General features: G+C 63.0%; 16 protein-coding genes. All 16 read left to right on the top strand.

From position 1 onward, the window contains the following. The first annotated feature begins 28 nt into the window (after positions 1–28). The 16 genes from PspCFBP13528_RS09100 to PspCFBP13528_RS09025 all read left to right on the top strand — a co-directional run bounded on the left by PspCFBP13528_RS09100 (position 29) and on the right by PspCFBP13528_RS09025 (position 17,050). Entirely contained in the window at positions 29–2,089 is a 2,061-nt protein-coding gene (locus PspCFBP13528_RS09100) for a TonB-dependent copper receptor (RefSeq protein ID WP_137200028.1), read from the top strand. 139 nt (positions 2,090–2,228) lie between these two features. Beyond that, on the top strand, positions 2,229–3,608 hold the full coding sequence (locus PspCFBP13528_RS09095; protein ID WP_137200026.1) for a PepSY domain-containing protein: 1,380 nt from the start codon (positions 2,229–2,231) through the stop codon (positions 3,606–3,608). A gap of 158 nt (positions 3,609–3,766) precedes the next feature. Continuing rightward, complete coding sequence (locus tag PspCFBP13528_RS09090) at positions 3,767–5,875, top strand: TonB-dependent receptor (RefSeq protein ID WP_101218882.1); 2,109 nt, start codon at positions 3,767–3,769, stop codon at positions 5,873–5,875. Then, positions 5,875–6,663: an ABC transporter ATP-binding protein gene (locus PspCFBP13528_RS09085; RefSeq protein WP_065951463.1), complete on the top strand. Its 789-nt coding sequence runs from the start codon at positions 5,875–5,877 to the stop codon at positions 6,661–6,663. Before PspCFBP13528_RS09090 ends, PspCFBP13528_RS09085 begins: the two co-directional genes overlap by 1 nt. Continuing rightward, positions 6,660–7,607, top strand: coding sequence for an ABC transporter substrate-binding protein (locus tag PspCFBP13528_RS09080; protein ID WP_101218884.1), 948 nt, complete (start codon positions 6,660–6,662; stop codon positions 7,605–7,607). Before PspCFBP13528_RS09085 ends, PspCFBP13528_RS09080 begins: the two co-directional genes overlap by 4 nt. Then, positions 7,604–8,614, top strand: coding sequence for an iron ABC transporter permease (locus tag PspCFBP13528_RS09075; RefSeq protein WP_137200024.1), 1,011 nt, complete (start codon positions 7,604–7,606; stop codon positions 8,612–8,614). The genes PspCFBP13528_RS09080 and PspCFBP13528_RS09075 overlap by 4 nt, the downstream gene beginning before the upstream one ends. A gap of 183 nt (positions 8,615–8,797) precedes the next feature. Next, positions 8,798–10,063: an urea ABC transporter substrate-binding protein gene (urtA, locus tag PspCFBP13528_RS09070; protein WP_065951466.1), complete on the top strand. Its 1,266-nt coding sequence runs from the start codon at positions 8,798–8,800 to the stop codon at positions 10,061–10,063. Between the two features lie 137 nt (positions 10,064–10,200). Further along, positions 10,201–11,703, top strand: coding sequence for an urea ABC transporter permease subunit UrtB (gene urtB, locus PspCFBP13528_RS09065; RefSeq protein WP_137200022.1), 1,503 nt, complete (start codon positions 10,201–10,203; stop codon positions 11,701–11,703). After that, positions 11,703–12,770: an urea ABC transporter permease subunit UrtC gene (urtC, locus tag PspCFBP13528_RS09060; protein ID WP_065951468.1), complete on the top strand. Its 1,068-nt coding sequence runs from the start codon at positions 11,703–11,705 to the stop codon at positions 12,768–12,770. The genes urtB and urtC overlap by 1 nt, the downstream gene beginning before the upstream one ends. Continuing rightward, positions 12,767–13,600, top strand: a complete 834-nt coding sequence (urtD, locus tag PspCFBP13528_RS09055) for an urea ABC transporter ATP-binding protein UrtD (protein WP_162515419.1) — start codon at positions 12,767–12,769, stop codon at positions 13,598–13,600. Before urtC ends, urtD begins: the two co-directional genes overlap by 4 nt. 132 nt (positions 13,601–13,732) lie before the next feature. Beyond that, positions 13,733–14,431, top strand: a complete 699-nt coding sequence (gene urtE / locus PspCFBP13528_RS09050) for an urea ABC transporter ATP-binding subunit UrtE (protein ID WP_065951470.1) — start codon at positions 13,733–13,735, stop codon at positions 14,429–14,431. Positions 14,432–14,462: 31 nt separating this feature from the next. Further along, on the top strand, positions 14,463–15,302 hold the full coding sequence (locus PspCFBP13528_RS09045) for an urease accessory protein UreD (protein WP_137200021.1): 840 nt from the start codon (positions 14,463–14,465) through the stop codon (positions 15,300–15,302). Between the two features lie 82 nt (positions 15,303–15,384). Further along, entirely contained in the window at positions 15,385–15,687 is a 303-nt protein-coding gene (gene ureA, locus PspCFBP13528_RS09040; protein WP_003171437.1) for an urease subunit gamma, read from the top strand. A 9-nt stretch (positions 15,688–15,696) separates the two neighbouring features. Further along, on the top strand, positions 15,697–16,209 hold the full coding sequence (locus PspCFBP13528_RS09035; protein ID WP_137200020.1) for a GNAT family N-acetyltransferase: 513 nt from the start codon (positions 15,697–15,699) through the stop codon (positions 16,207–16,209). A 5-nt stretch (positions 16,210–16,214) separates the two neighbouring features. Then, positions 16,215–16,748 (top strand): GNAT family N-acetyltransferase, encoded by a 534-nt coding sequence (locus PspCFBP13528_RS09030; RefSeq protein ID WP_065951473.1) that lies wholly within the window; start codon positions 16,215–16,217, stop codon positions 16,746–16,748. Next, positions 16,745–17,050 carry an urease subunit beta gene (locus tag PspCFBP13528_RS09025; protein ID WP_065951474.1) on the top strand — a complete coding sequence of 102 codons (306 nt, stop codon included), beginning with the start codon at positions 16,745–16,747 and terminating at the stop codon, positions 17,048–17,050. Before PspCFBP13528_RS09030 ends, PspCFBP13528_RS09025 begins: the two co-directional genes overlap by 4 nt. Positions 17,051–17,086: the final 36 nt, after the last annotated feature.

The following is a 17,086-nucleotide window of genomic DNA, read 5'->3' as shown; positions in this document are numbered from 1 at the left end:
TGTTTACGATTGATTGATGGAATTTGTCATGTCCAGGTTTTCTGCTGACACCCGTTTGGGCGCTGCCCCGGTTTTCGCCGTTCTGTGCGGCGCACTGCTTGCGCCCTACGCCCATGCTGACGAACACGAGCTGAGCCCCACGGTCATCACTGCGATCGCCCCTAGCTCGCCACTTACCGTTGTCACCAACCCCAAGGACCCGCGTCAACCGGTGCCCGCCAGCGACGGCGGCGATTACCTCAAGACCATCCCGGGCTTTGCCCTGGTGCGTAACGGCGGCACCAATGGTGACCCGGTACTGCGCGGCATGTTCGGCTCGCGCCTGAATATCCTCACCAACGGCGGCATGATGCTCGGCGCCTGTCCGGGCCGCATGGATGCGCCCACCTCGTACATCTCGCCGGAAACCTACGACAGGCTGACCGTGATCAAAGGCCCGCAAACCGTGCTCTGGGGCCCCGGCGCGTCAGCCGGCACCATTCTGTTCGACCGCGAGCCGGAGCAGTTCGGCGAGCTGGGCACGCGGCTCAATGCCAGTGTGCTGGCCGGCTCCAACGGGCGCTTCGACAAGGTCGTCGACGCCGCTGCCGGTGGGCCATTGGGCTACGTACGGGTGATCGGCAACCAGGCCCATGCCGACGACTACAAGGACGGCAACAACGACACCGTCGCTTCGCGTTATGACAAGTGGAATGGCGATGTAGCAGTGGGTTTCACCCCCGACGCCGACACCCTGCTGGAACTCACCGCCGGCCGTGGCGATGGGCAAGCGCGCTATGCCGGGCGCGGGATGGACGGCTCGCAGTTCCTGCGCGAAAGCCTCGGGCTGCGCTTCGAAAAATCCAATATCGGCGAGGTGCTGGACAAGGTCGAGGCCCAGGTCTACTACAACTACGCCGACCACGTCATGGACAACTACAGCCTGCGCATACCGTCCGGCACGGGAATGATGGCCGGGCCCATGGCCTCCAACGTCGACCGTCGCACCCTCGGTGGGCGGATCAAAGCGACCTGGCGCTGGGCCGACGTGCAACTGATCGGCGGCCTGGACGCGCAGACCAACGAACACCGCGCGCGCAGCAGCATGGGCATCGACACCTACAAGGACCTGCCGCGCAGCAAGGACGCCAACTTTCACAACTACGGCGTATTCGGTGAACTGACCTGGTACGCCGCCGACAACGACCGCCTGATCACCGGTGCGCGCCTGGATCGAGCCTCGGCCAGGGATTTTCGTCAACGTACCGGCTCGGGCATGATGAGCCGTCCCAACCCCACCGCCGACGCCACCCGCGCAGACACCTTGCCCTCCGGCTTCGTGCGCTACGAGCACGACCTGGCGGACATGCCCACTACCGTCTACGCGGGTCTGGGTCATGCTGAACGCTTCCCGGACTACTGGGAACTGTTCTCCCCCAACACCGGGGCGGCCGGCTCGGTGAATGCCTTCGACGGCGTCAAGCCCGAGAAGACCACCCAGCTGGATGTTGGCGCGCAGTACAAAACCGCCAACCTTGAAGCCTGGGCCTCGGCTTATGTCGGCCAGGTGCGCGACTTCATCCTGTTCGACTACCGGCCCGGCATGATGGGCACCACCTCCCAGGCACGCAATGTCGACGCGCGCATCATGGGCGGTGAACTGGGCGCGGCGTACAAGCTGACCACTCACTGGAAGGCCGACGCGAGCCTGGCCTACGCCTGGGGCAAGAACAGCAGCGACGGCAAAGCCCTGCCGCAGATGCCGCCGCTGGATGCGCGCCTGGGCCTGACCTACAGCCAGGACGATTGGAGTGCCGGCGCGTTGTGGCGCGTGGTCGCGGCGCAACACCGCATCGACCCGGACAAGGGCAACGTGGTCGGCAAGGACTACGACAAGAGCGGCGGTTTTGGCGTGTTCTCGCTGAACGCGGCGTACCGCATCAATAAGCACTTCAAGGTCAGCAGCGGGGTCGACAATCTGTTCGGCAAGGCTTATGCCGAGCATTTGAACCTGGCGGGCAACGCAGGCTTCGGCTATGCGGCGAACGACCCGCAGGCCATCAAGGAGCCGGGGCGTACGCTCTGGACCAAGGTGGATATGAGCTTCTAACAGCATCGGGGGCAAGCCCCCTCCCACACTTGACCGGGTTCCCAAATCCAACGATGTGAACCCAATCCAATGTGGGAGGGGGCTTGCCCCCGATAGCGGTGTAACTGACACAAAAAATCAAAAGCCTTGCGGAGCCCTGATGAGCACTCAACAAAAAGTTTCCTTCTACAACCTGGCCTGGCGCTGGCACTTCTACGCCGGCCTTTTCGTCGCCCCTTTCATGGTGCTGCTGGCCCTGACCGGCATCATCTACCTGTTCAAACCCCAGCTCGACCCGCTGATGTACGGCCACCTGCTCACCGTCCCCGCCGCCGAACACGCACTGAGCGCCGACGAGCAGTTGCAACGCGCCAGAGCCGCCTACCCCCAGGCGGTGATCAGCAAGTACCTGCCGCCCGCCGATGCCACCAGCAGCGCACAGTTCGTGATGCAACACGCAGGCCGCGAAGTGACGGTATTCGTCGACCCCTATCGCGGTACCGTCCTGGGTGAGCAGGACGCCAACTACAACCTGCAAGCCATCGCCCGCGCCCTGCACGGCGAACTGATGATCGGCACCGTCGGTGATCGCCTGATCGAACTCGCCGCCGGCTGGGGCGTGATGCTGGTGGTGTCCGGCCTGTACCTGTGGTGGCCACGCGGCAAGTCATCGGCTGGCGTGTTGTGGCCCCGACTCAACAGCCGTGGCCGCTTGTTCTGGCGTGACCTGCACGCTGTCGTCGGTTTCTGGGGCGCAGCGTTTTTGCTGGTGATGCTGCTCAGCGGCATGACCTGGACCGGTTTCTGGGGCAAGCAATACGCCGCCCTGTGGAACACCTTCCCGGCGGCGATGTGGAACAACGTGCCGCAATCCGACCAGCAGGCACGCGCGCTCAACACCGCCACCCAACAGACCGTGCCCTGGGCCATGGAAAACACGCCGATGCCAATGTCCGGTGACCATGCCGAACACCTGAACCATGGCGCCATGCACGCGGGCCCTGCCGCGCCGACCGTGCGCCTGCAACAGGTGGTCGACCTGGCCAACGCACGCAAGGTCGAGCCCGGCTACAGCATCACCTTCCCCACCACCGCCACGGGGGTATTCACCGTCGCGGTGTTCGCCAACGACCCGCGCAATGACGCCACCCTGCATGTGGACCAGTACACCGGCAAGGTCCTGGCCGATGTGCGTTGGGAACATTACAACCTGGTCGCACGCGCCACCGAGACCGGCGTGATGTTGCACGAAGGCAAGATGTTCGGCTGGGTCAACCAACTGATCGTGCTGCTGATCTGCCTGATGATCCTGCTCAGTGCGGTGAGTGGCGTGGTGATCTGGTGGAAGCGTCGGCCACAGGGCGGGCTGGGTGTGCCGCCGCTGCGTCATGACGTGCCGAAGTGGAAAACCGCGATGGTGATCATGCTGGGATTGGCAATTATTTTCCCGCTGGTGGGGGCGTCGTTGATCGTGGTGTGGGCGCTGGATCGCCTGGTGCTGTCACGCTTTTTTGCCCAAGGTGAATCTGCCTCAGGTTAAGCATGAAACAGGCGAGATGCCCGACGCTGCAGGCTTGTGTAGCCTTGCGCGACTGTTGTCGCGCAGCCAATAAGTGTTAACTTATAACACTTTCTGCGTTATCGTTGCTCGCCGCGCCCTGCGGCGAGCCCCCCTTCAAGAAGCGATTGAATCGACCGATGAACAACTCCCTAGCGTGCGGCCTGTGCCTGCTCGCCCTGCATACCAACGTCCAGGCCATGACCCTGCCCGAGAGCGCCATCACGGCACCGGCAGTCGATAACGAACGCGTCGAGCTCAATACGCCGACTACCGCCGGTTCGCGCCTGAACCTGACGGCGCTGCAAACCCCCGGCAGCGTAGAAAGCCAGACCGGCGCGCAGATCCGAGAACGTGGCGACGCCAGCGTGCAGGACGCCATCTCCCGCGCCACCGGCATCACCCGCACCGGCACCCCGGGCGACGGTGGCACCTCGCTGCAAGCCCGTGGCTTTACCGGCCAAAGCTCGGTGATGCAACTGTACGACGGTAACCGCATGTACACCGGCATGGGCACCTCGACCTTCCCGGTGGACACCTGGGCGGTGGAACGGGTGGACGTGCTGCGTGGCCCGGCCTCTGTGCTGTACGGCGAAGGCGCTACCGGCGCGGTGGTCAATACGGTCCCAAAAAGGCCTTTCACGGGCGCGATCGAAAACCACATCCGCCTCGGCTACGGTTCCTACGACCGCCAGCAACAAGCCCTGGACAGTGGCGGCTCACTGACCGATACCCTGAGCTACCGCCTGAACCTCAACCGCCTGCGCAGCAACGGTTTCATCGACCGTGGGGACGCCAGCAGCGACTTCATCAGCGGCGCCCTGCGCTGGCAGGCGGCCGACAACCTGAGTTTCACCCTGGCCAGTGACTACGGCGACCAGCGCCCACAAAACTACTTCGGCACGCCCCTGATCAACGGCCAGTTGCACAAGGGCCTGCGCGACAAGAACTACAACGTCAGCAACGACACTCAGCACTACAACGACCAGTGGACACGCCTGACCAGCGAGTGGCAGTTGAGCGATAACGTCAGCGCCACCAACGAGCTGTACTACCTGAAAAACCAGCGTCGCTGGCAGAACGCCGAGAACTACAATTTCACCAACGGCCAACTGACCCGCAGTGGCAACTTCGGGATCAAGCACGATCAGGAACAGGTGGGCGACCGCCAGACCTTCACCTTCAAGCACACCCTGTTCGGCCTCGACAGCCAGACCGTGGCGGGCCTGGAATACAACCGCATCCGCTTCCGCCTGGCGAGCAACACGCCGTTTAATGACGTGGCGCAAACCGGCCAACCCGTCGACCTGTATCACCCGGCGCCTGCGCCATTTGCCAGCCAGGACCCGTTCAACCCGGTGTTCGCCACCACCACCAGGACGGTGGCCGGCTTTGCGGAAAACCGCCTGCAACTCACGGATAAACTCGCGCTGGTCACCGGCATCCGCCGCGACTACGCGCACATCGACCGCGACGATCTGCGCACCGGTGGCCAATCCGATAAAACCCTCACCGGCAATAACTGGAAAGCCGGCCTGGTCTACGCGATCACCCCGCAGACTTCGGTCTACGGCCAGTACGCCACCAGCACCGACGGCGTCGGCGGGCTGATTTCCCTGAGCCCGAGCCAGCAGCAGTTCGACCTGTCCACTGCCAGGCAGACCGAGGTTGGTATCAAGCAAGCATTCTGGGACGCACGGGGTGAATGGACCCTGGCGGCCTACCACATCGTCAAGAAGAAGCTGCTGACGGACGTGCCGGGCGCCCCGGATTTCAAGCAGCAAGTCGGCCAACAATCCTCCAACGGCCTGGAGGCCAGCCTCGACCTGCAACTGCCTCACGCCTGGCAGTTGCACGCCAACGCCGCCATCGTGCGAGCGCAGTATGACGACTTCAAACAGGACGTCGGCGGCGTGCAGGTGTCGCGCGACGGCAACCGCCCAGTGGACGTGCCGCGCCGCACCGCCAACCTGTGGCTGAGCAAGGCCGTGACCGACAACGTGCGTGCCGGTGCCGGTGTGCGTTATGTCGATGCACGGTATGCCGACATGGCCAACCAGAACGAGTTGCCGAGCTACACCGTGGTCGATGCGACGCTGTCGTGGAACGCCATGCGCAACACCACACTGGGCCTGCAACTCAACAACCTGTTCGATCGCACTTATGCAGTCAGCCAGTACAACGATGGGCAGCAGTGGATTCTGGGTGTACCTCGTTCCATGTTCATTACTGCCGACTACACCTTTTAATGACCTCGCTCACCCTCACCGACCTGGCTTGGACTCCACCCGGCCACGACCACTGCCTTCACCAGTTCCAACTGCGTGACGCCGGCCTGCAGGTCGCTGCCGGGGAGTTTGTCGGCCTGATCGGGCCTAACGGCAGCGGCAAGACCAGCCTGCTGCGCTGTGCCTATCGATTCACCCGGCCGGAGCGCGGCGACGTGATGCTTGAGCACCAGAACGTCTGGAAGCAAAGCGCCAAGTGGTGTGCGCAACGCATCGCGGTGGTGCTGCAGGAATTCCCCGACGCGTTCGGCTTGCGCGTGGATGAAGTGGTCGCCATGGGCCGCACACCCCACAAGGGGTTGTTCGACAGCGACACCCAGCACGACCAGCAACTGATCCGCAACGCACTGCAGTCGGTGGGGATGCAGGGTTTCGCAGACCACGCCTTCGCCACCCTCTCGGGCGGTGAAAAACAGCGCGTCATCCTGGCTCGTGCCCTGGCCCAGCAACCGCAACTGTTGATCCTCGATGAGCCGACCAACCACCTCGACCCGCGCTATCAACTGGAGCTGTTAAGGCTGGTCAAGCAGTTGAAAATCGGCACCCTGGCGAGCATCCACGACCTGAACCTGGCCGCCGCGTTCTGTGATCGCCTGTACGTGATCCATCACGGGCGCATCGTCGCCAGCGGCACGCCCCATGAAGTGCTGACCGCCGCGTTGCTGCGCGACGTGTTTGGCGTCCAAGCCCTGATCGACACCCATCCCTTGTCCGGCTACCCCCGAATCACCTGGATAACTCAACCATGATCCTGCGCGCCCTGCTGTCTCTCGCACTGTTGCTCGGTACTGCCCAAGCGTTCGCCGAAGCCACCCATTACCCGCTGACCATCAAGAGCTGCAACCGCGACGTGACCTTCCAGCAAGCCCCGCAACACGCGGTCAGCCACGACATCAACATGACCCAGATGATGCTCGCCCTGGGCCTCAAGCCACACATGGCCGGCTACAGCGGCGTGACGGGCTGGAAGTCAGTGCCGCCGGACATGGCCGCGATCCTCGACGGCCTGCCGGAGCTGGCGAGCAAGTACCCGTCGGTGGAAACCTTGCTCAATGCCAACGTGGATTTCTTCTTCGCCGGCTGGGACTACGGCATGCGCGTGGGCGGCGACCTCACGCCGCACACCCTGCAACCCTTGGGTATCAACGTGTATGAGCTGACCGAGTCGTGTGCGTTCGTGATGAAGCGCCCCGCTGCCACACTGGAAGACACCTATAACGACCTGCGCAACCTGGGCAAGATTTTTGACGTGCAAGACCGTGCCAACGCGCTGATCGCCCAGATGCAGGCGCAGGTGGCCGAGGTACAAAAAGACCTGCCCGCCGACAAGCCACGGGTGTTTCTTTACGACAGCGGCGAAGACCGCGCCATGACGTCAGGACGCCTGGGCATGCCACACGCGTTAATCGACGCCGCTGGCGGGCGCAATATCCTCGACGACGTCGACGCCAGCTGGACCCGGGTCAACTGGGAAACCGTGGTGGAGCGCAACCCGCAGGTGATCGTGATCGTCGACTACAGCGAAATCACGGCCAAACAGAAAGAGCAATTTCTGCTCGATAACCCGGCCCTGCAATCGGTGGACGCCATCAGGAATCAGCGCTTTATCGTGATCCCGTACGTGCAGGCCACGCCGGGTATCGACAACGTGCTGGCGGTGCAAGCCCTGGCCAAGGGGTTCCACGGCGAATGATCGACCGTCGCTACGCCTTGCTGCTGAGTGCCCTGGGCGCGTTTTTGCTGATCTCCTGCGTGATCTCGCTGGGGTTCGGTTCGGCGCGGGTACCCGTGGACGTGGTGTGGCGGATCCTGCTGCACAAGACGTGCGGCATCGGTGAAGTGGATTGGAGTGCGGGCCAGGAACATATCGTCTGGCTGATCCGCGTGCCGCGCATGCTGCTCGGCGCCTTGGTGGGCGCCGGGCTGGCGTTGATCGGCGCGGTGTTGCAGGCCGTGACGCGCAACCCGTTGGCCGACCCACATTTGCTCGGTGTGACATCCGGCGCCACCCTCGGCGCGGTGATCGTGGTGCTGTATGTGGGCGAAGTCATCGGCCTGCTGACCCTGCCCATTGCGGCCTTCATCGGCGCGCTGCTGAGCATGCTGGTGGTGCTGGCCGTGGCCAGTCGCAATGGCCGCCTGGAAAGTGATCGCCTGCTGCTCTGCGGCGTGGCGGTGTCATTCGTGATGATGGCGGTGGCCAACCTGCTGCTGTTCATGGGCGACCACCGCGCCGCCTCAGCGGTGATGTTCTGGATGCTCGGCGGCCTGGGCCTGGCGCGTTGGGAGCTGCTGGCGATTCCCGCCGCCACGGTGGTGCTAGGGTTGGCCCTGCTGTCGGGCATGGCGCGCCCGCTCAATGCCCTGATGGCCGGCGAACAGACCGCCGTGACCCTGGGCCTGAACGCACGCAACGTGCGCCTCAAGGTGTTTTTGATCGCGTCGTTGATGACCGGCGTGCTGGTGTCGATCAGCGGCTCCATCGGCTTTGTCGGCCTGATGGTGCCGCACATCGCCCGGCGCCTGGTAGGCGCCGAGCACCGGCGCTTATTGCCGGTGTGCGTGCTGCTGGGCAGCGTGTTCCTGGTATGGGTCGACGTCGCGGCACGCACGCTGATCGCCCCTGAAGACCTGCCGATTGGCGTGGCGACGGCAGCGATTGGCGGGCTGTTTTTTATCGGCTTGATGCGCAAGCGCTGAGCGCGCCCCGTTGTAGCGCACCGCCACGCACCGACACTTGCGCCTGCCATTTCCTGGTGCGTCACGCCTGCAAAAGCGCGGGCAAACCACGCATTTCATGGGGTTTGTCGACTCGGCACAGCGCTTGCAATCCCCTGCTCAACTTGTCCCTCACACCCTTGTTGAGTTCACGGAGATCGCACTATGAAGCGTCGCAGTTTGATCAAGGCATTCACCTTGTCGGCATCCATTGCGGCCATGGGCTTGACCTGGACCGTCCAGGCCGCCGAGACCATCAAGGTCGGCATCCTGCACTCGTTGTCCGGGACCATGGCGATCTCCGAAACCTCGCTTAAAGACATGGCGCTGATGACCATCGACGAGATCAACGCCAAGGGCGGTGTGAACGGCAAGATGCTCGAACCGGTGGTGGTGGACCCGGCGTCCAACTGGCCGCTGTTCGCGGAAAAAGGCCGGCAGTTGCTGACCCAGGACAAGGTCGCCGTGGTGTTCGGCTGCTGGACCTCGGTGTCGCGTAAATCCGTACTGCCGGTGTTCGAAGAACTCAATGGCCTGCTGTTCTACCCGGTGCAGTACGAAGGCGAGGAGATGTCGCCGAACGTGTTCTATACCGGTGCGGCGCCGAACCAGCAGGCGATCCCGGCGGTGGAATACCTGATGAGCGAAGAAGGCGGCAGCGCCAAGCGCTTCTTCCTGCTCGGCACCGACTACGTGTACCCGCGCACCACCAACAAGATCCTGCGCGCCTTCCTGCATGCCAAAGGCGTGGCGGATAAGGATATCGAAGAGGTCTACACCCCGTTCGGCCACAGCGACTACCAGACCATCGTCGCCAACATCAAGAAGTTCTCCGCCGGCGGCAAGACCGCAGTGATTTCCACCGTGAATGGCGACTCCAATGTGCCGTTCTACAAGGAACTGGCCAACCAGGGCCTGAAGGCGACCGATGTACCGGTGGTGGCATTCTCCGTGGGTGAAGAAGAACTGCGCGGCATCGACACCAAGCCGCTGGTGGGCAACCTGGCGGCGTGGAACTACTTCCAGTCGGTAGAGAACCCGGTGAACCAGAAATTCGTCGCCGACTGGAAAGCCTACGCCAAGAAACACAACCTGCCGGGCGCGGATAAAGCCGTGACCAATGACCCGATGGAAGCCACCTACGTAGGCATCCATATGTGGGCGCAGGCGGCGGAGAAAGCCAAGTCCACCGACGTCGACAAAGTGCGTGAAGCCCTGGCCGGCCAGACCTTCGCCGCGCCGTCTGGCTTCACCCTGACCATGGACAAGACCAACCACCACCTGCACAAGCCGGTGATGATCGGCGAAATCCAGGCCGACGGGCAGTTCTCGGTGGTGTGGCAGACCGAAGCGCCGATTCGGGCGCAGCCGTGGAGCCCGTACATTCCGGGCAATGACAAGAAGCCGGACTATGCGGTGAAGAGCAACTGAAGCCCACCACAGGCTAAAAATGTGGGAGGGGGCTTGCCCCCGATAGCGCAGTGTCAGACATATATTCATCAACTGACACACTGCAATCGGGGGCAAGCCCCCTCCCACACTGTCCCCGCATGATCAGGACATTGTGTATGCCCACTGCCCTCCACCGTTTCATCCTCGCCGTGCTGTTGTTGCTGCCTTTGGCCGCACACGCAGGCGACGCCGAAGACTTCCTTGCCGCCAACCCGGTGCAGCAAGCCAAACTCCTCCAGGATTGGGCCGCCAACCCCGACCCTGCGCGCATCGAGCTGGTGGACGCGCTGCAACAAGGCCGGCTCACGCTCAACGGCGAAACCAAAACCCTGCGCCTGAACAACCGCCTGCGCGGCCTGATCGACAACGTTCAAGCCAGCCAGCAACTGCTCGCCGCCGACCCCAAGGTGCGCCTCAATGCCGCCCGCACCCTGCAAAAAAGCGCGGTGCCTGCGCAACTGAAATTCCTCGACCAGCAGGTCGCCGCCGAGACCGATGAGGATGTGCACAGCGCCCTCAGCCTGGCCCTGGCCAACCTGCAACTGGTCGACACCGATCCGGTGGTGCGCCTGGCCGCGGTGCGTTTGCTCGGCAGCACCGGCGACCCGCTGGCCCGCACGCGCCTCGAAGCCTTGCTTGCGCCCGGCGTCGAAACCGATGCCAGCGTGCATACCGCCGCCGAAACCAGCCTGGCCCAGGTCAAACGCAAGTTGATGTTCGGTGAAATCCTCGGCCAAGCCTTCAGCGGTATGTCGCTGGGATCGATTCTATTGCTCGCAGCCCTGGGCCTGGCGATCACCTTCGGCCTGCTCGGCGTGATCAATATGGCCCACGGCGAAATGCTGATGCTCGGCGCCTATTCCACCTACGTGGTGCAGTTGCTGATGCAGCGCTACGTGCCCCAGGCCATCGAGTTCTACCCACTGATCGCACTGCCGGTGGCGTTCTTCGTCACCGCCGCCATCGGCATGGCGCTGGAGCGCACGGTGATTCGCCATCTCTACGGCCGGCCACTGGAAACCCTGCTCGCCACCTGGGGCATCAGCCTGATGCTGATTCAGTTGGTGCGCCTGATGTTCGGTGCGCAGAACGTTGAAGTGTCCAACCCGCAATGGCTGTCCGGCGGCATTCAAGTGCTGCCCAACCTGGTGCTGCCGTACAACCGCCTGGTGATCATTGCGTTCGCGCTGTTCGTGGTGGTGTTGACCTGGCTGCTGCTGAACAAGACGCGCCTGGGCCTGAACGTGCGCGCTGTCACCCAGAACCGCAACATGGCCGCCTGCTGCGGCGTGCCCACCGGGCGGGTGGACATGCTTGCCTTCGGCCTCGGCTCCGGCATCGCGGGCCTGGGCGGCGTGGCGCTGAGCCAGGTCGGCAACGTCGGCCCGGACCTGGGCCAGAGTTACATCATCGACTCGTTCCTGGTGGTGGTGCTCGGCGGTGTCGGTCAGTTGGCCGGCAGCGTGACGGCGGCCTTTGGCCTGGGGATCGCCAACAAGATTCTGGAACCGCAGATCGGCGCCGTACTCGGCAAGATCCTGATCCTCGCGCTGATCATTCTGTTTATCCAGAAACGCCCGCAAGGACTCTTCGCACTGAAAGGACGGGTGATCGACTGATGAATCAGCCACTGATGCTAACGGCCACGCAAAAGGCCGGCCCCAAGGTGACCATTGCAGTGGGCGTGGTGATCCTGTTCCTGCTGCTGGCTCTGCCCTTGTGTTCGCTGCTGTCGCCGGAAAACCCGCTGCATGTGTCGGCCTATACCCTGACGCTGGTCGGCAAGATTCTTTGCTATGCCATCGTCGCACTGGCGCTGGACCTGGTGTGGGGTTACGCCGGCATGTTGTCCCTCGGCCACGGCCTGTTCTTCGCCCTGGGCGGTTATGCCATGGGCATGTACCTGATGCGCCAGGCATCGGGCGATGAGTTGCCGGCATTCATGACCTTTTTGTCGTGGACCGAATTGCCCTGGTACTGGGTGGGCACTCAACACTTCTGGTGGGCGCTGTGCCTGGTGGTCTTGGCGCCAGGCCTGCTAGCCCTGGTGTTCGGCTTCTTCGCCTTCCGCTCGCGGATCAAGGGTGTGTATTTCTCGATCATGACCCAGGCCCTGACGTTTGCCGGAATGCTGTTGTTCTTTCGCAATGAGACAGGGTTTGGCGGCAATAACGGCTTTACCAATTTCCGCAGCATCCTCGGCTTTGGCATCACTGAACCTGGCACGCGGGCGGTGTTGTTCGTGGCCACGGTGCTGTTGCTGGTGGCGAGCCTGTACATCGGCTGGCGCCTGGCCCGCAGCAAATTCGGCCGCGTGCTCACTGCACTGCGTGACGCGGAAAACCGCCTGATGTTCTGCGGCTACGACCCGCGTGGCTTCAAGCTGTTCGTGTGGGTGTTGAGCGCCGTGCTGTGCGGTTTGGCGGGTGCGTTGTATGTGCCGCAGGTGGGCATCATCAACCCCGGCGAAATGTCCCCGACCAACTCCATCGAAGCCGCCGTGTGGGTGGCCCTGGGCGGGCGTGGCACGCTGATCGGCCCACTGCTCGGCGCCGGGGTGGTCAACGGCATGAAGAGCTGGTTCACCGTAGCATTCCCGGAATACTGGCTGTTCTTCCTCGGAGCGCTGTTCATTATCGTCACCCTGTACCTGCCCAAGGGCGTCATCGGCCTGCTGAAGAAATGAGGAACGTCATGCTTGAACCTATTTTCGATGCGGGCAGCGGCCGCGATGCGATCGGTATCGGCCAGGCCGCAGGCTCTGGGCTCAACACCCGCCACGGCACCATCCTGACCCTGGAAGATATCAGCGTCAGCTTCGACGGCTTCAAGGCGCTCAACGACCTCAACCTCTACATCGGCGTCGGTGAACTGCGCTGCATCATCGGACCCAACGGCGCGGGCAAGACCACGCTGATGGACGTGATCACCGGCAAGACACGGCCCAGCCACGGCAACGCCTGGTTCGGCGAAACCCTCGATTTGACCAGCATGAGCGAAGTGCAGATCGCCCAGGCCGGTATCGGCCGCAAGTTCCAGAAACCGACGGTGTTCGAAGCCCTCAGCGTGTTCGAAAACCTGGAGCTGGCGCAGAAAACCGACAAGTCGGTGTGGGCCAGCCTGCGCGCACGCCTGAGCGGCGAACAGAAAGACCGCATCGATCAAGTGCTCGACACCATCCGCCTCAGCGCCTCGGTGCATCGGCCCGCCGGTTTGCTGTCCCACGGCCAGAAGCAGTTCCTGGAAATCGGCATGCTGCTGATGCAGGACCCGCAACTGCTGCTGCTGGATGAACCGGTGGCGGGCATGACCGACGCCGAAACCGAATTCACCGCCGAGCTGTTCAAGGGCCTGGCCGGCAAGCACTCGTTGATGGTGGTGGAGCATGACATGGGCTTTGTCGGCTCGATTGCCGACCACGTCACCGTGTTGCACCAGGGCAGCGTGTTGGCCGAAGGGTCGCTGGAACAGGTGCAGGAAAACGAGCGGGTGATCGAGGTTTACCTCGGTCGCTAAGGTGGTTTTCCTGTAGGAGCGAGCTTGCTCGCGAAGATCGTCAACGATAGCGCGGGCATTCTGAATGCACGCGGTGCCCTCAGGTTTTTCGCGAGCAAGCTCGCTCCTACAGGGATTGAGGAGGTTTTTGGAATGCTGCAAGTCGACAAGCTGCACCAGTATTACGGCGGTAGCCACATCCTGCGCGGGCTGTCCTTCGATGTGAAGATCGGCGAAGTCACCTGCCTGCTCGGGCGTAACGGCGTGGGCAAGACCACCCTGCTCAAATGTTTGATGGGCCTGCTGCCGGCCAAGGAAGGCGCAGTGAACTGGGAAGGCAAAACCATCACCGGCTTCAAGCCGCACCAGCGCGTGCATGCCGGCATCGCCTACGTGCCCCAGGGCCGCGAGATTTTCGGCCGGTTGACGGTGGAAGAAAACCTGTTGATGGGCCTGTCGCGTTTCCCTGGTTCAGAGGCCAAGGAAGTGCCCGCCTTCATCTACGAACTGTTTCCGGTACTGTTGCAAATGAAGCATCGGCGCGGCGGCGACTTGTCCGGTGGCCAGCAGCAACAGTTGGCGATCGGCCGCGCCCTGGCCAGCCGTCCGCGCCTGTTGATCCTCGATGAACCCACCGAAGGCATCCAGCCGTCAGTGATCAAGGAAATCGGCGCAGTCATCAAGAAACTCGCCGCCCGTGGTGATATGGCGATCCTGCTGGTGGAGCAGTTCTATGATTTTGCCGCCGAACTGGCCGACCAGTACCTGGTGATGTCACGCGGCGAAATCGTGCAGCAGGGCCGTGGTGAAAATATGGAAAGCGAGGGTGTGCGCGGTCTTGTAACCATCTAATCTGTAGCCTCCTGACGATAAGCACTCTGCCATGAACCTGCCCGTTTCCCCTGCCCTGTTCACCCCCAGCTGGCACGCCGAGCTGGAACTGGGCTATGCGCGTTTCGGCGACACCACGCGCCCGGTCATGCGCCGTCACCTTGGCCCGCTGCGGGTGCAAAAACACCTGTATGCCGAAGGCCCCGAGGTGTGCCAGCACATCATCGTGCACCCGCCCGGCGGGATTGCCGGTGGCGATCGCCTGGACATCAGCGCCCACGTCGGCGCCGGTGCCTGGGCGCAGTTGACCAGCCCCGGCGCAGCCAAGTGGTACCGCGCCAGTGGCCCGGCATTTCAGCACGTCGAGTTGACCGTCGAGGCCGGCGCGACGCTGGAATGGCTGCCCCAGGAAACCATCGTGTTCAGCGCCGCCCAGGCCGAGCTCACCACGCGCATTGAGCTGCAAGGCGATGCGCGGTTGTTCTACTGGGATGTGGTCGCTCTCGGGCGCCCGGCCAGCGGCGAGCGGTTTGATCTCGGCCACTTTCAATCGCACCTGGATATTCGCCGCGACGGCCAGTTGCTCTGGCATGAGCGCCAGCGCATTGTGGGCGGCGACGGGTTGCTGGATTCGCCCATCGGGTTGGACGGCCAGCCGGTGTTTGCCACGTTGCTGGTGACCGGTGAGGTCGATCCCCAATTGCTCGAACAATGCCGCTCACTGCCACACGCGGTGCGCGGCGACTTGACCCAATTGCCCGGGTTGCTGGTGGCGCGCTGCCTGGCCAGTGAAGCGCTGCTGGCGCGGGGGTGGTTGAGTGATTTATGGCGGTTGTTACGCCCGGCGCTGCTGGGCCGCGAAGCAGTCGCACCACGAATCTGGAGCACATGAAGATCAACATGTGGGAGGGGCAAGCCCCCTCCTACACTTGACCTGCATTGTATTTAAGAATGTATTCAAAGGACCTTGAACCATGGACCTGACCCCACGGGAAAAAGACAAGCTGCTGATCTTCACCGCAGGCCTGGTCGCCGAACGGCGCCTGGCGCGCGGTGTGAAGCTCAATTACCCGGAAACCATCGCCTACATCTCCGCCGCGCTGATGGAAGGCGCCCGCGACGGCCGTACCGTGGCCGACCTGATGCACTACGGCACCACCCTGCTCAGCCGCGAACAGGTGATGGAAGGCATCCCGGAAATGATCCCGGATATCCAGGTGGAGGCCACCTTCCCGGACGGCACCAAGCTGGTCACCGTTCATCAACCCATTGCATGAGGCGCTGTGATGATTCGTGATGCAACCGAACACGACCTGCCGGCGATCCGCGCTATCTACAACGACGCGGTGCTCAACACCACAGCGATCTGGAACGAGCAACCAGTGGACCTGGCCAACCGCCAGGCCTGGTTCAGCGCACGCCAGGCGCAGCAGTACCCGATCCTGGTGGCGGTGGAAAACGATGAAGTTACCGGCTACGCCTCATTCGGCGACTGGCGCCCCTTCGAGGGCTTTCGCTACAGCGTCGAACACTCGGTGTACGTGCGCAATGACCAGCGCGGCAAAGGCCTAGGCCCACGCCTGATGCAGGCCCTGATCGAGCGCGCCCGCAGTTGCGGCAAGCACGTCATGGTCGCGGCCATTGAAAGTGGCAACCTGGCGTCCGTCCGCCTGCATGAACGCCTGGGCTTCATCACTACCGGGCAGATGCCCCAGGTAGGCATCAAGTTCGGCCGCTGGCTGGACCTGACCTTTATGCAACTGACGTTGAATCCGGGCTGTGAGCCGCCCAAGGAGTGAGATCGATGAGCGCTGCACACCTGCGTCGAGTCAATGCGGAAAGTTTTGCCCATTACCGCCTGGGCTTGATCGAACTGTTGCTGGACGCGGTGCAGCATGGCGCCTCGGTGGGCTTTATGGCCGACTTCGATGAGACCCAGGCCCGCGAGTATCTGACCGGCGTACAAGCCGGTATCGAAGACGCCAGCCTGCTGTTGTGGGTAGTCGTGCGGGAAGAACGGGTGGTCGCCAGCGTGCAATTGGCGCTGTGCCAGAAAGCCAACGGCCTCAACCGCGCCGAAGTGCAAAAGCTGCTGGTGCACAGCAGCGCCCGCCGTCACGGCCTGGGCCAGCAATTGATGAACACCCTGGAACTCGCCGCACGCCAGCACAAGCGCGGCTTGCTCTATCTGGACACCGAGGCCGGTTCCGGTGCCGAAGCCTTCTACCAGTCGCTGCACTACACCAAGATCGGTGAACTGCCCGACTACTGCCAAAGCCCGGACGGGCGCTACAGCCCGACCGCCATTTACTTCAAGACTCTGGGGCAACCTGCATGATTCCTGGTGAGTATCAGATCCAGCCTGGCGACATCGAACTGAATGTCGGCCGTCGCACCATCACCCTCGGCGTGGCCAACAGCGGCGACCGGCCGATTCAGGTGGGTTCGCATTACCATTTTTTCGAGACCAATGACGCGTTGGAGTTTGACCGCTCCGCCAGTCGCGGCATGCGCCTGAATATTCCGGCGGGAACAGCGGTGCGGTTTGAACCGGGGCAGAGTCGTGAAGTCGAGCTGGTGGATTTAAGCGGCGGGCGGCGAGTATTCGGGTTTGCCGGGCGGATCATGGGCGACCTTTAGGGCCTCATCGGCGGCAAGCCCCCTCCCACATTTGGA

The organism is Pseudomonas sp. CFBP13528 (genome assembly GCF_005233615.1).
In the GTDB taxonomy this organism is placed as follows: Bacteria; Pseudomonadota; Gammaproteobacteria; order Pseudomonadales; family Pseudomonadaceae; genus Aquipseudomonas; species Aquipseudomonas fluorescens_AM.
This window is presented reverse-complemented; position numbering and strand designations above follow the sequence as displayed.

What these genes read in the sequence shown, in the direction of transcription:
- PspCFBP13528_RS09100 (WP_137200028.1), top strand. Translation starts at nt 29, where the DNA reads ATGTCCAGGTTTTCTGCTGACACCCGTTTGGGCGCTGCCCCGGTTTTC.
- PspCFBP13528_RS09095 (WP_137200026.1), top strand. Translation starts at nt 2,229, where the DNA reads ATGAGCACTCAACAAAAAGTTTCCTTCTACAACCTGGCCTGGCGCTGG.
- PspCFBP13528_RS09090 (WP_101218882.1), top strand. Translation starts at nt 3,767, where the DNA reads ATGAACAACTCCCTAGCGTGCGGCCTGTGCCTGCTCGCCCTGCATACC.
- PspCFBP13528_RS09085 (WP_065951463.1), top strand. Translation starts at nt 5,875, where the DNA reads ATGACCTCGCTCACCCTCACCGACCTGGCTTGGACTCCACCCGGCCAC.
- PspCFBP13528_RS09080 (WP_101218884.1), top strand. Translation starts at nt 6,660, where the DNA reads ATGATCCTGCGCGCCCTGCTGTCTCTCGCACTGTTGCTCGGTACTGCC.
- PspCFBP13528_RS09075 (WP_137200024.1), top strand. Translation starts at nt 7,604, where the DNA reads ATGATCGACCGTCGCTACGCCTTGCTGCTGAGTGCCCTGGGCGCGTTT.
- urtA (WP_065951466.1), top strand. Translation starts at nt 8,798, where the DNA reads ATGAAGCGTCGCAGTTTGATCAAGGCATTCACCTTGTCGGCATCCATT.
- urtB (WP_137200022.1), top strand. Translation starts at nt 10,201, where the DNA reads ATGCCCACTGCCCTCCACCGTTTCATCCTCGCCGTGCTGTTGTTGCTG.
- urtC (WP_065951468.1), top strand. Translation starts at nt 11,703, where the DNA reads ATGAATCAGCCACTGATGCTAACGGCCACGCAAAAGGCCGGCCCCAAG.
- urtD (WP_162515419.1), top strand. Translation starts at nt 12,767, where the DNA reads ATGAGGAACGTCATGCTTGAACCTATTTTCGATGCGGGCAGCGGCCGC.
- urtE (WP_065951470.1), top strand. Translation starts at nt 13,733, where the DNA reads ATGCTGCAAGTCGACAAGCTGCACCAGTATTACGGCGGTAGCCACATC.
- PspCFBP13528_RS09045 (WP_137200021.1), top strand. Translation starts at nt 14,463, where the DNA reads ATGAACCTGCCCGTTTCCCCTGCCCTGTTCACCCCCAGCTGGCACGCC.
- ureA (WP_003171437.1), top strand. Translation starts at nt 15,385, where the DNA reads ATGGACCTGACCCCACGGGAAAAAGACAAGCTGCTGATCTTCACCGCA.
- PspCFBP13528_RS09035 (WP_137200020.1), top strand. Translation starts at nt 15,697, where the DNA reads ATGATTCGTGATGCAACCGAACACGACCTGCCGGCGATCCGCGCTATC.
- PspCFBP13528_RS09030 (WP_065951473.1), top strand. Translation starts at nt 16,215, where the DNA reads ATGAGCGCTGCACACCTGCGTCGAGTCAATGCGGAAAGTTTTGCCCAT.
- PspCFBP13528_RS09025 (WP_065951474.1), top strand. Translation starts at nt 16,745, where the DNA reads ATGATTCCTGGTGAGTATCAGATCCAGCCTGGCGACATCGAACTGAAT.